The sequence below is a fragment of the Brevibacterium sp. UCMA 11752 genome, assembly GCF_021532235.1.
GTDB classification, from domain to species: Bacteria; Actinomycetota; Actinomycetes; order Actinomycetales; family Brevibacteriaceae; genus Brevibacterium; species Brevibacterium antiquum.
In genome coordinates this window covers 23651-35777 of the sequence record NZ_JACBOS010000003.1, presented here as the reverse complement: position 1 = coordinate 35777, position 12127 = coordinate 23651, and the positions used below count along the sequence as shown (strand labels likewise).

Below are 12127 nucleotides of genomic sequence, written 5' to 3'. Positions count from 1 at the left end.
CTGCACCCTTTGTCTCCGCGGCCCGCGCAGTTCCCAAATGTCCAAGCCGCCGAGGTGGCGCCGGGTCCACGATGGTGTGGACCGATACGACGAGGAAAGGACACATCATGTCAATGACTACCGGAGCCAATGTCTGGCCCACATTCCGCTACCGAGATGCAAAGGCCGCGATCGCGTTCCTACAGGACGCCTTCGGCTTCGAAGTCGCCGCCGAATACACGAACGCCGATGATCCCGAGCGCGTCGACCACGCCGAACTGCGTTGGCCAGAAGGAGGGGGAGTCATGCTCGGTTCGGTCCGCGACGACGGCGGTGTCATGACGAAGACCGGAGTCGCAGCCGGCTCGGTCTACATCGCCACGGACCGGGTTGAGGAGCTCTATCATCGCGCGATCGCAGCCGGTGCCACGAAGGTCATGGGGCTGACCGAACAGGACTACGGATCCAAGGACTTCAGCGTCACCGACCCCGAAGGCGTGCTGTGGAGCTTCGGGACGTATCGGGGTGCGGGCGCAGATCAGGAGTGATGCCCGAGCACTGCGTCGGCCGCTACGTAGAGAGTCTGCGTCTCCAGCTGCGCGAGTGAGTCCTCGGCAGGCAGAGCCCGTTCGAGGGCGATGCCATCGAGGACGGTGCACAGGAAGCGCGCAAAGCGTGGGATGTCGCCTCGGTTGGGGATCCCGCCCTCATCGGCGAGCACGCGCAGCCAATCCTCTGTTCTGCGTTGCCCATCACGCTGAATAGCGAGGTACGTTTCGCGGACCTGTTCGTTCTGGTCCGCGACGATGAAAGCAGTGCTGACCGCCGTCATCGCCTCGCGTGCTTCAGATCCGGCTCTGGCTGTTGCCAGCACTTGACGAAGGCATTCGACCAGCCGATCCCGGGCAGGAAGTGTGGAGTTGTGGATGTCGGTGTCGGGCAGCATCCAGTCATAGGCGCGCCGCATGACTTCGTCCCGCAGTGCCTGCTGGGTGGGGAAGTGGTGGCGCAGCGACCCTGTACTCACCCCTACTCGCGCAGCGATCGCCCGTACGCTCAGCTTCGCCGTTATGCCGTCTTCGGCGATGATGTCTGCGGCTGCGGCGAGTATTCGCTCACGGGTGTTCGAGTCCTCACGTTCACTCATTCACATACCGGCTTCTTCTCTGCGATTCCTCCAAACAACACACTGTGTTAGTGTACTGGTGTTTCCACCAACACACTGTGTTGGTCTCGTGTCTAGGGCCAGGGAGGGCACCCAGATGTTCAAGCAATGGCGCCGACAGCGAGCAGTCAGACGGATAGAGGCCGGAGACGGAAGACCCGTGAAGAGATTCCGTTGGTGGCAACTGCTGGGTCGGTCACTCTTTCACTTGGAAATCGCCGATTCGACTGGTCGCTGCAGTGAATACTCAGTGGACGTGCGGCAGTGGAAGACGGACGAGAACGGCTACGTGAAGGTGTTTCTCTATCGCAATGGCCTCCAGCACGCAGTATCCCGGGCCCCCGCAGTCTTCCCTGTCGAGGGCGGAGCGATTGAAGTTGCCGCCAGCAACTTCGGATTGAAGCGCTGCCATTTCGTGTCCGATGCCGGAGTTGAACGGCAAATGCACCCCGATGTTCATTCCGCAGAAGGCCGCCGAGCCCGTCTCGACGAGCGCCGGCCACAACTGAGCCGGCTGATCGGAATAGTCTCAATAGTTGCGCTGCTGGTGGGCGTCTGCCTGCTGCTGCAGCAGATCGCCGTGCCGATCTTGAGAATTCCGCCGATTGCTGAACAGATCGGGCCCGTCGAGCCGTTGATCCACCTTCCCCTATGGCTGTCGATCGGTCTGGGTCTCGTTGCCGCGCTCGCCAGCACGGAAAGAGCACTGCGCATGCGCTATCGGTGGTGGCTCGACGCGGCTGGAAACTGATCCTGCACGTGCTTTCTCACCTGCGGGTCATGCTGGACTACACGCGTCTCGCGCTGACGCCCTCTGCCCAGCGATAAGGCTGAGTCGCAAGAAGCGCGCCGATCGAGCGGCGGAGGCGGGAGACTTCTGCACGCACCGTGACCAGATGCTCGGCATCGCCGTAGAGCGTGCGACTGAGATCGGCAGCGCTGATTCCAGAAGGCCCCGCAGAGGTGATCGCGGCGAGGATCTGCGCACGCCGTGGCGTGAGCGGAACGGTGAGCGGATCACCGCCGGAGTTGATCTCGAGCACCGCGGGTTGGCTTGTCTGTCGCAGCGTGACCGAGACCTGTGCATCGTCGACAGTGTCTGCTGGTCTCAGCAGCCACCCGCCGGTGATCTTCTCCGGCAGGCACAGTCCAGCGCCGGGGATGAGGATCGTGCGGTCAGGTGCCGGCACTTCGATCCGATCGCGGCTGCGCACACCCTGCTGATAGGCGACCCATCCATCGTCGTCGACGACCAGCGCAGGACCGTGACTGCCGCTGAGGACTGTCGACATGCGATTGCGCAGGCTGCTCAGCTGCTCCTGCTGGATGAGCGAGAGCCTCGCCTGCGCCAGATGGACGGCAGTTGTGACCAGAGACTGCACGGCAGGATGGAGGGTGAGTGCTGGCCCGCTGATGTCGACGACGCCGAGCAGGCTGCCATCGATGGGATCGTGGATGGGAACCGCACTGCAATACCAGGGATGCTGCGACGTTTCGAAGTGCTCCGCGGAGAACAGCTGGACCGCGGCCTCCTCGGCCAGAGCAGTGCCGATGGCATTCGTGCCCACCTTGGACTCGGACCAGTGGGCGCCCTCGACGAATCCCAGCGAATCCGCCTGACGTCTGGCTGCGGTGGCGCCATCTCGCCACAGGATCACGCCCTCAGCATCGGCGACGACAAGGATGAAGCTGCCTGCATCTGGCATCCTCAGCAACACGGATTTCAGCTCCTCGACGATGAGGCGCAGCTTCGAACGGTGCCTTCGGGATTCCACATCCGCCTCGGCGGCGAAGATTCTGCGATTACTGCCCGCTGGGTCGAGGCCCAAGCGCAGCATTCGATCCCACGAGCGCGCAACGAGCGCTCGCGGCTGCTCCGGCGGCGATGCGCCGGTGATCACGGCATCGTGAATGCGTGTCAGATCTCTGGCGAGATGCGCCAGATCCGGCTGAGGCATATGACGAGTATAGGTGCGGTCGTCGGCACTGACCATGCAACTCGATGCAACTCTTCCGCGGCTGTTCTTGGCGGGATAGCTTGAGGACACACAGCTCAACGAAGAGGAGTGACATGACAACGACAATTGATCGCACGCAGCTCACCGCCGATGACATCGCGACCGAATGGCTCAACGAGTTCGAGTCCGCACTGCGGGCGCGTGACGTCGAAGCCGCAGTGGGACTGTTCGCCACTGCCAGCTACTGGAGGGATCTCGTGTCTTTCACGTGGAACCTCAATACGGTAGAGAACCATGACGGGGTCAGGGACCTGCTGACCGTGAACGCGGACCGGGTCGCACCATCAGATTTCGAGCTCAGCGATCCCGCCACCACCGCCGACGGAGTCACCGAAGCTTGGTTCACCTTCGCCACCTCTGTCGGCCGCGGCAAGGGTCTGGTTCGGCTCATCGACGAGGACGGGGCCAAGGCATGGACCATGCTCACCTCGTTGCAGGAACTGACAGGCTATGAAGAGCCTCGCGGAGACCGACGAGTCAAGGGGGCCGAGCATGGCGTCGATCCTGAGCGGAAGAGCTGGTCGGAGAAACTCGCGGAGGAGGACGCAGCCTGGGGAGACACCGCACAGCCGTACACTCTCGTCGTCGGCGGGGGACAGGGCGGCATTGCGCTCGGCGCTCGCCTGCGTCAGATGGGAGTCCCGGCGCTCGTCATCGACCGGTGGGAGAGGCCGGGAGACCAGTGGCGTTCACGGTACAAGTCACTGTGCCTGCACGACCCGGTCTGGTACGACCACCTGCCCTACCTCAAGTTCCCCGACAACTGGCCGGTTTTCGCACCCAAAGACAAGATCGCCGATTGGTTGGAGTTCTACACCAAGGTGATGGAGATTCCGTACTGGTCTTCGACAGCAGCCACCTCGGCGAGGTACGACGAAGAATCGCAGCAGTGGACGGTCGAGGTCGAGCGCAATGGTGAGAAGGTCACTCTGCACCCGACACAGCTCGTCATGGCCACGGGCATGTCCGGCAAGCCGAATGTCCCAACGTTCCGCGGTGCCGATATCTTCAAGGGCGAGCAACAGCACTCTTCGGAACACCGTGGACCAGACGCCTACACCGGTAAGAACGTCGTCGTCATCGGCAGCAACAACTCCGCCTTCGACATCTGCGGAGCGCTCTACGAACACGGTGCCGATGTCACGATGGTGCAGCGCTCGAGCACGCACATCGTCAAAAGCGACTCCCTCATGGAGATCGGGCTCGGCGACCTCTACTCGGAGAAGGCGCTGGCCAACGGCGTGACGACCGAGAAGGCCGACCTCATCTTCGCCTCCTTGCCGTATCGGATCATGCACGAATTCCAGATTCCGCTCTACGACCAGATGAAGGAACGCGACAAGGACTTCTACCAGCGCATGGAAGACGCCGGTTTCGATCTCGACTTCGGCGACGACGAGTCCGGGCTCTTCCTCAAATACCTGCGCCGCGGCTCGGGCTACTACATCGACGTCGGCTCGGCAGAACTCGTCGCCGACGGCAAGGTGAAGCTAGCCAAGGGAGACGTCGATCATCTGACCGAGGGCTCGGTGGTGCTTGCCGATGGGACCGAGCTGCCTGCCGACCTTGTCGTCTACGCCACCGGATACGGCTCGATGAATGGCTGGGTGGCCGATCTCGTGGATCAGGAGACTGCGGACAAGGTGGGCAAATGCTGGGGCCTCGGCTCCGATACCACCAAGGACCCTGGCCCGTGGGAGGGTGAGGAGCGGAACATGTGGAAACCCACTCAGCAGGAGAACCTCTGGTTCATGGGCGGCAACCTCCACCAGTCACGGCACTACTCGCTGTACTTGGGGCTCCAGCTCAAGGCGCGCTATGAGGGGTTGGATACCCCGGTGTACGGGTTGCAGGATGTGCACCACCTGAGCTGACCTCGTTGTGTGCCTGCCTAAAGTGGTCGAAATGGGCTGATTCCGATTGTCCGAATCAGCCCATTTCGACCACCTAAGAAGTTCTGCCCTGTCGTGACATTTCAACTCGGGGGCTGAGAGTGCTGCTGATGGCCGAGAGCGCTGCTGATGGCTGGCTCGAGATGCGAGATCGCGAGCCGTCTCATTTTGGACTGCCTCAATGCGAATCATGTCAAGCCCAGAAGGCGGCGGATCTTGGCCTGGAGCAGGCGATAATCGGTCCGGCGGGTCACCTTGAGCACTGTCCAACCTGCGTCCCTCATCGCTTCATCGCGTTCGATGTCTCGAGCCCACTGGGTTGGAGATGACCTGTGGTGATCGCCTTCGTACTCGAGCGCGAGACGTGCATTCTCGTAGCCGAGATCGGGCTCTATGTCGCCTCTGTCCAGGTCACTGCTGATCTTCGGGTGAACAGTCGGTTCGGGAAGTCCGACGGAGACGATCCACAGGCGCAGGTCGGTCTCAGTCGGGGAATCGACATCGGGCCGGATCAGATCAATCGCATCACGCAGGCGACGACGCGCCCTCAGCCTTTTGCGCTGCCCCACTCGATCAGTCAACGTGTCGACAGTCAGCTGAGGCGGCCCGTGCCACCGGCCGACAGCCGCATCCCCGACTTTCACCAGATCTCGGATCGTCAGGTCAGGCGCGATGGAGATGAAGACGTCGGCGGGAGCCAGTACAGGAAGATCGAGCCACCTTGCAGCGGTGATCTGCGCGGATCGACGAAGTGTGACGTTCGGCAGTCGGACCCGCAACGCCAAATCATCTGTGCACAGGCTGAGGCGGGGATCTGTCCTGAAGTTCGCCGGCATCGGCCAGCCGTAGATGCGGGCCGCTGTCGCATGATCGGCGAGCACCTGATCGAACTTCATTCGGGCCGCTCGTAGGCGTAAGGAGTCCCATTCCCAGCGGTCATCGGCCCACCGTGGTGTGCGGCGGCTCTCGAGAGTCTCCCGGTCCATGCGCACGCCTGGAAGTATGATCGGGCAGCGTTGTGTTCTGAACAGGTAGTGGCGGGTGATCCCCAGAGCCTCTGCCTCACTTGCTGCAAACAAGCGTGGATAGTCGCGCATCTCCCATCTGCTGTCGTTGAACATGATTGCTATCGTGCAGCATTCTCGCCCGGAAGGGGAGTGCTGTTTTATGCCCTGTGGACAGAGAATGGCTGTCCACAGGAATCTGCGCGCAAGTGACTGTCAAGAAGGTGGCCCCTGCTGCCGTAGAAATTGCTCAGCGTGGCCCTTAGGTGGTCAGAATGGACACGTTCTGGGCTGCGGAATCTGACCGTTTCGACCACTTAAGGCGCATGGCCACTTAAGGCGCATGGCTGCGTAAGGCGCATGGCCACTTAAGGCGCATGGCTGCGTAAGGCGCATGGCTGCGCGTGGAGGCTCCGCATGTGCGGACGAAGTTCGCCGAGGCTATCCCCTGTCCACGGGGTTCAGGGTTGCTGCACCGGTTTGTTGTCTACAGTCCCAACCGCGCCAGCACGTTCTTGACGTGTTTGAGAGCCTCGTCCTGGGAGAGGCTGAAATTCTGATTGAAGTACATGCCATCGCCGATGAGCTGAACCGTCATCGCCAGATCGGGATCACCGAGATGCTCATTGAGTGCGTCGAACCATGCTTCTCTGGTCTTCCGCAGTGAATCCTTCGCTTCGTCATTCTCCTGCGCCAGGCAGCTCGCCGCGATGAGGCTGCGGTCCAGGGGCGTACCGGTCTCGGCTGATGTCTCGAGATAGTACATGTGCAGGCGGTCACCGGCAGCCTCCATCGATGCAACGTCCTCGTCGACAAGTCGGTCGAGTCGTTCGAGGCTTCCCTTGATCAGCTCCGCCTTCGAACCGTAGTGGTAAAGCAGGCCTCCCTTGGACACGCCGGCCTTCGCCGCGACCGCATCCAGGGTTGCGCCGGAGATGCCCTGCTTGTCGAGGAGGATGTCGAAGGCGTCGAGAAGTCTCTCTTTGGTGTCGGAGGGGTTTCGTGCCATAGCGCTGAGCCTAGTCGAAGCCCGCAGGCCAATCATTGTGTGCGGCTCTTCTTGCTCACTGTACCGTCCAGACGGTACAGTAGATTTCATGTTCACCACACAGGCACCACAAGTGCGCGCCGGCCGGCGCGAATGGGCTGGTCTGGCTGTGCTGATGATCCCTGTTCTGCTCATCTCGATCGACAACACCGTCTTGGGATTCGCGATACCGGCCATCAGCACCGGCCTCCATCCCACCGGCACCCAGCTCCTCTGGATCGTCGACATCTATGCACTCATGCTCGCGGGACTCCTCGTGGCTATGGGCAGCATCGGCGACCGGGTCGGCCGCCGCAAACTGCTCGTCATCGGCGCTATCGGCTTCGGGCTGGCCTCGTTGCTGGCGGCATTCTCCACCTCGGCGGAGATGCTCATCGCCTCCCGTGCATTGCTGGGAATCTTCGGAGCCACCCTCATGCCCTCGACGCTTTCGCTCATCCGCAACATCTTCCTCAACGCCAAGGACCGCCGAGTCGCCATCGCCACCTGGTCCGCCATGTTCTCAGGCGGCGCCGCACTCGGTCCTATTGTCGGCGGCATCCTGCTCGAGCACTTCCACTGGAGTGCGATCTTCTTCATCAACCTGCCGCTGATCGCGATCTTCATCCCGGCTGCCATCGTGTTGCTGCCGGAATCGCGTGACCCGAACCCGGGTCGAATCGACCCTCTGTCGATCGTGCTGTCCATGCTCATGCTGACCCCGCTCGTCTACGCCATCAAGCACGTCATGGCAGACGGAGCAGACCTGCTGTTCTGGGGCACCATGACTGTGACCGTGCTCGCGGGAACCGGGTTCGTCCTGCGCCAGCTGTATTCCTCGCGCCCGCTGCTCGATGTCAGGCTCTTCACCAACAAGGTCTTCACCTCGGCAGTGGCGTCCAACCTGCTCAGCGTCATGGGTCTGGCCGGGTTCCTCTACTTCGGCACCCAGCTGCTCCAGCTGGTCCTCGGGCTGTCCCCGGTCGAGGCGGCGCTCGTCCTCATCCCCGGCCTCATCACCGCGATCATCTCCGGGTATGCGGCGGTGCCGATCATGGCGCGCTTGCAGCCGCGCGTGGTCGTTCCCTGCGCGCTTGTGCTCAATGCGTTCGGCCTCGGAATCGTGGCCTTCACTCCCGAGCATTCGGTCGCGGGCATGCTCATCTCCTTCCTCATCCTGGGCATCGGCATAGGTACGGCCGAGGTCATCACGAATGATCTGATCCTGTCCGCAGTGCCTGCGCACAAGGCCGGAGCCGCCTCGGCGATCTCTGAGACGGCCTACGAATTCGGATCGGTCATGGGAACTGCTGTCCTCGGCGGACTCTCGACGATGGTCTTCGGCTCCCACCTGCAATCCACGCTGGGCGCCAAGGCGAGTGGGCCAGAGTTCGAGACTCTCGGATCGTCACTCGAGCACGCGGGTGCTCAAGGCGGTCACCTCGGTGACCAGCTCGCCGAGGCGGCTGTGGCGTCCTTCGACCTCGGCGTCCAATGGGCGGCGGGAGCTGCGGTCGTGCTGGTGCTCATCGCTGCTCTCCTCACGTCCTTCGGCCTCAAGGGTGCGGGCCGGTCTCGAGACCTCAGCCGGAAGGTCGGGCCCCCGGTGGGGCGGAATGCGAACGTCTCTCCACAGTGAATGCGCCGGTGGCCCGGAGCGAAGGGGATTCTCCTTCGGCCCGGGCCACCGAACGCGCCTGGCGTCACATCCGCCACGTCGCCTCACATCATGAGCTGACCGATTCGCTGTCGCGCGATGCCGCGTCGACGGTCTTCTTCTGCCGTCTGCGCGCCAGCACACGACCGATGCCCGTGTAGAGCAGCGCACTGATGAGGATGACGTAGAGGACGATCGTGATCGGTGAGGACACGAGGACGGAGACATCGTTGCCCGACGCCAACAGGGCATCGCGCAGGCTGGACTCGGCCAGCGGGCCGAGGACCATGCCGATCATCAGCGGCGCCAGCGGCACACCGTAGCGCTTGAGCACGAAGCTGATGATGCCGATTCCCAGCAGGATCATGAGCTCGAACTGCGACGCCGAGGTGGCATAGATGCCCAGTCCGCAGAACACGGCGATGCCGCCGTAGAGGTAGGGATCCGGGATCTTGAGCAGCTTCGCCCACAGGGGAGCGAAGGGCAGGTTGATGATCAGCAGCACGATCATGGCGATGAAGAAGCTCGCCAGCAGACCCCAGACGAGTTCCGGGGACCGGTCGAAGAGCAGCGGTCCCGGCTGCAGACCGTACTGACGGAATGCGGCGAGCATGATCGCAGCCGTCGCGGAAATCGGCAGACCCAGTGCCAACAGGGCACCCATGGCGATGCCGGTCGTGGCAGAACCTGCCGACTCGGGCCCGGCCAGGCCGCGAATGGCACCCTTGTCGCCGAACTGCGGATCCTTGCGCTTCGAGTCGAGTTTGCGCTCAAGGCCATAAGACATGAACGTCGGCACATCGGCACCGCCGACGGGGATCACGCCGAATGGAAGGCCGATCGCGGTGCCGCGAAGCCACGCGGGCAGCGCCTCACCGAACTCCTTGCGGGAGAGGAAGGGGCGACCCGATGAGTTGATCGTATTGTCGTTGACCTTGCGGCGGATCCGGGAGGCGATGAAGAAGACCTCGCCCAGGGCCAGCATCGCCACGGTCACCGTGACCAGTGAAACTCCGTCGAAGAGTTCGGGAACGCCCATTGTGAAACGTTCGGTGCCGGAGACCGAATCGATGCCGATGACCGAGAAGCCGATGCCGAGCACCAGAGCCATGAGGCCCTTGAGCACGGAGTCCGCGACGACCGAGGAGGTCGCCACGAAGGCGAAGAGGGCGAGTGCGAAGAACTCGGCGGGACCGAAGTTCGTCGAGAAGTCGGCCAGAGCCGGGGCGACGAAGACGACGAGGCAGCAGGAGATGAACCCGCCGATGAACGCACCGATTGCGGCCGTGGCGAGAGCCTGCGGCGCTCGCCCGTTGCGAGCCATCTTGTGGCCCTCGAACGTCGAAGCGATCGCCGAGGCCTGGCCGGGGGTGTTCATGAGGATGGCCATGGTGGAGTCACCGAAGAGGCCACCGAAGTAGACACCGGCGAACATGATGAAGGCGCCGGTCGGGTCGAGTGCGAAGGTCATCGGCAGCAGCAGAGCCACGGCCATCGATGAGCCCAGGCCCGGGAGGACGCCGACGGCTGTGCCGAGGAAGCAGCCGACGAGGACCCACAGCAGGTTCATCGGCGTCAGTGCGTGTGTGAAACCTTCGAAGAGGGACATGAGAGCGTCCATATCAGAAGCCACCTCCCAGGATTCCCGAAGGAAGATTGAGCCCCAGCAGCACCGCGAACGCGATGTAGACCAGAGATGAGAATGTCAGCGCCATAGTGAGGTCGAACAGGGGTCGCTTTGAGCCCATCGACCTGGCCACGCACCAGAACAGGAGTGCCGCGGCGAGGATCCACCCGGCGAACTCGAGGATGAGGGCGAAGGCTGCGAATCCTCCGGCGCCCCAGGCCAGAGACACGAAGTCGCTGTGCGTGCGGTGGCGCGAATCGGCGGCCCGCGCCTCGGCGAGTGCCTTGCGATCCTGGGACGGTTCATCCTCTTCGTGCGGGTCGAGACGTGAGGCCGACACCGCGGACGTCACAGGTGTCGAGAACGCCTTCTTCTCCTCCACCTCGGCGGGGAGATCATCATCGACATCGACGGGTTCGGGATTGCGGATATATGCAATCGTCAGCAGGATCGTGAGCACGTAGCCGACGATCATGATGATCATCGGGAAGAACTGCGGCCCCGGCGGATCGGTGTCCTCGGCGATGTCCATCGTGATGATGCCGATGAGCAGGTAGGTCGAGAACCCTGCCATGATGAGGGGGACCAGGAGACCTGATCGACCCTGCCACCAGGTCCCGGCACCGAGGTGGGCCGTCCTGGTTCTCTTCTTCGTTGACGTCTGAGCGCTCACAGTCCCAACTCCTTCAGCAGCTTCTCGATCCGGGAGGTGTCCTCTTTGATGAATTCTTTGAACTCATCACCGGTCAGCCACACGTCCGTCCATTTGTTGCGGTCGAGGGCATCTGCCCATTCCGCGCTGTCGCGAGTCTGCTTGAGAATGTCGACAAGCTGTGAGGCCTCGTCCTCGGTGATGCCTGGGGCGCCGAGCCAGCCGCGCCAGTTGGTCAGCGTCACCTTGTAGCCCTGTTCGGTCATCGTGGGGACGTCGTCGAAACCGGCGATGCGCTTCGGTGCGGCCACGCCGATTGCTTTGACGCGGCCGGCCTCGATCTGGTCAGAGACCTCGTTGAAGCCACAGGAGGCGAAGTCCGTGGTGCCCGAGAGCAGAGTCTGGATCGCTTCACCGCCGCCGGATTTGGGAATGTAGGTGATGCTCGAGGCGGGGATGTCGGCCAGCAGTGCCAGCTGGGCGATCGTGAGGTGATCGACTGAACCGGCGGAGCCGCCGGTCCAGACGAACCCTTCCGGGTCCTTCTTCCAGGCGCTGATGACGTCGTCGATCGTGTCGTAGGGGGAATCGGCGGCGGCGATGAGCACGTCGTAGTCCTCCGCGACCCTGGCGAGCAAGGTCGTGTCATCGAACCCGACGGGTGACTTGTTGAGTGCAATGCCGCCGACCATCGCGGTGCCTGTGGCCAGAATGGTGTCGGCCTGCCCGCCCATGGTGGAGAACTTGCCGAGACCGATGGTGCCACCGGCTCCGGGGATGTTGACGACTTGGGCGTTGTTGGCCAGTTTGTTCGCGCGCATGGCCTGCTGGGTCTCCCGAGCGAACCCGTCCCAACCGCCACCGGCACCGGCTGGTGCGATGAGCGTGAGGTTGGAGGAGAGATCACCCTTGGCTGTTGCGGCTCTGACCGAGTAAGTGGTGGCCGTCCCGATGGCTGCCACTGCGATTGCGCCGTAGGCGATTCGGCCGAACATGCGCCGAGTCGGATGGGGCGGCGCGGACCCTGGATCTGCGCCAGGATCTGAGGCGGATTGGTTCGTCATTGACCAAACTTTCATATCTGTTGTGAACTGCATGTGAGGCTC

General features: G+C 62.7%; 11 protein-coding genes. 4 read left to right on the top strand and 7 right to left on the bottom strand.

What is annotated here, in order from left to right; genetic code table 11:
* The first annotated feature begins 107 nt into the window (after window positions 1-107).
* Complete coding sequence (locus HU144_RS00210) at window positions 108-527, top strand: VOC family protein (RefSeq protein ID WP_235349593.1); 420 nt, start codon at window positions 108-110, stop codon at window positions 525-527.
* Here HU144_RS00210 and HU144_RS00205 read toward each other — a convergent pair.
* A complete protein-coding gene (locus tag HU144_RS00205; protein ID WP_235349592.1) occupies window positions 518-1126 on the bottom strand; it encodes a TetR/AcrR family transcriptional regulator in 609 nt (202 codons plus the stop codon). The genes HU144_RS00210 and HU144_RS00205 overlap by 10 nt on opposite strands.
* Window positions 1127-1304: 178 nt before the next feature.
* Here HU144_RS00205 and HU144_RS00200 point away from each other — a divergent pair, with 178 nt between their 5' ends.
* Complete coding sequence (locus HU144_RS00200) at window positions 1305-1895, top strand: hypothetical protein (RefSeq protein WP_235349591.1); 591 nt, start codon at window positions 1305-1307, stop codon at window positions 1893-1895.
* 37 nt (window positions 1896-1932) lie between these two features.
* Here HU144_RS00200 and HU144_RS00195 read toward each other — a convergent pair whose 3' ends face one another.
* Window positions 1933-3102, bottom strand: a complete 1170-nt coding sequence (locus HU144_RS00195; RefSeq protein ID WP_235349590.1) for a GAF domain-containing protein — start codon at window positions 3100-3102, stop codon at window positions 1933-1935.
* Window positions 3103-3215: 113 nt separating this feature from the next.
* On the opposite strand from HU144_RS00195, the gene HU144_RS00190 reads away from it, so the two are divergent.
* On the top strand, window positions 3216-5036 hold the full coding sequence (locus HU144_RS00190) for a flavin-containing monooxygenase (protein ID WP_009884348.1): 1821 nt from the start codon (window positions 3216-3218) through the stop codon (window positions 5034-5036).
* A 206-nt stretch (window positions 5037-5242) separates the two neighbouring features.
* Here the strand turns inward: HU144_RS00190 and HU144_RS00185 are convergent, their stop codons facing one another.
* Both HU144_RS00185 and HU144_RS00180 read right to left on the bottom strand, forming a co-directional pair.
* Entirely contained in the window at window positions 5243-6040 is a 798-nt protein-coding gene (locus HU144_RS00185) for a hypothetical protein (RefSeq protein WP_235349589.1), read from the bottom strand.
* A gap of 505 nt (window positions 6041-6545) precedes the next feature.
* A complete protein-coding gene (locus HU144_RS00180) occupies window positions 6546-7067 on the bottom strand; it encodes a TetR/AcrR family transcriptional regulator (protein ID WP_235349588.1) in 522 nt (173 codons plus the stop codon).
* A gap of 88 nt (window positions 7068-7155) precedes the next feature.
* Here HU144_RS00180 and HU144_RS00175 point away from each other — a divergent pair, with 88 nt between their 5' ends.
* Window positions 7156-8724, top strand: a complete 1569-nt coding sequence (locus HU144_RS00175) for an MFS transporter (RefSeq protein ID WP_235349587.1) — start codon at window positions 7156-7158, stop codon at window positions 8722-8724.
* An 88-nt stretch (window positions 8725-8812) separates the two neighbouring features.
* Here the strand turns inward: HU144_RS00175 and HU144_RS00170 are convergent, their stop codons facing one another.
* Genes HU144_RS00170 through HU144_RS00160 form a run of 3 tightly spaced genes read right to left on the bottom strand, consistent with a single transcriptional unit; the run spans window position 8813 to window position 12085 of the window.
* Window positions 8813-10363 (bottom strand): tripartite tricarboxylate transporter permease, encoded by a 1551-nt coding sequence (locus HU144_RS00170; RefSeq protein ID WP_235349586.1) that lies wholly within the window; start codon window positions 10361-10363, stop codon window positions 8813-8815.
* Between the two features lies 1 nt (window position 10364).
* Window positions 10365-11042, bottom strand: coding sequence for a tripartite tricarboxylate transporter TctB family protein (locus HU144_RS00165; RefSeq protein WP_235349585.1), 678 nt, complete (start codon window positions 11040-11042; stop codon window positions 10365-10367).
* Window positions 11039-12085 (bottom strand): Bug family tripartite tricarboxylate transporter substrate binding protein, encoded by a 1047-nt coding sequence (locus tag HU144_RS00160; RefSeq protein WP_096162536.1) that lies wholly within the window; start codon window positions 12083-12085, stop codon window positions 11039-11041. The genes HU144_RS00165 and HU144_RS00160 overlap by 4 nt, the downstream gene beginning before the upstream one ends.
* Window positions 12086-12127 lie beyond the last annotated feature (42 nt).

What these genes read in the sequence shown, in the direction of transcription:
- HU144_RS00160 (WP_096162536.1), bottom strand. Translation starts at nt 12,085, where the DNA reads ATGACGAACCAATCCGCCTCAGATCCTGGCGCAGATCCAGGGTCCGCG.
- HU144_RS00185 (WP_235349589.1), bottom strand. Translation starts at nt 6,040, where the DNA reads ATGGACCGGGAGACTCTCGAGAGCCGCCGCACACCACGGTGGGCCGAT.
- HU144_RS00170 (WP_235349586.1), bottom strand. Translation starts at nt 10,363, where the DNA reads ATGGACGCTCTCATGTCCCTCTTCGAAGGTTTCACACACGCACTGACG.
- HU144_RS00210 (WP_235349593.1), top strand. Translation starts at nt 108, where the DNA reads ATGTCAATGACTACCGGAGCCAATGTCTGGCCCACATTCCGCTACCGA.
- HU144_RS00190 (WP_009884348.1), top strand. Translation starts at nt 3,216, where the DNA reads ATGACAACGACAATTGATCGCACGCAGCTCACCGCCGATGACATCGCG.
- HU144_RS00175 (WP_235349587.1), top strand. Translation starts at nt 7,156, where the DNA reads ATGTTCACCACACAGGCACCACAAGTGCGCGCCGGCCGGCGCGAATGG.
- HU144_RS00195 (WP_235349590.1), bottom strand. Translation starts at nt 3,102, where the DNA reads ATGCCTCAGCCGGATCTGGCGCATCTCGCCAGAGATCTGACACGCATT.
- HU144_RS00205 (WP_235349592.1), bottom strand. Translation starts at nt 1,126, where the DNA reads ATGAGTGAACGTGAGGACTCGAACACCCGTGAGCGAATACTCGCCGCA.
- HU144_RS00180 (WP_235349588.1), bottom strand. Translation starts at nt 7,067, where the DNA reads ATGGCACGAAACCCCTCCGACACCAAAGAGAGACTTCTCGACGCCTTC.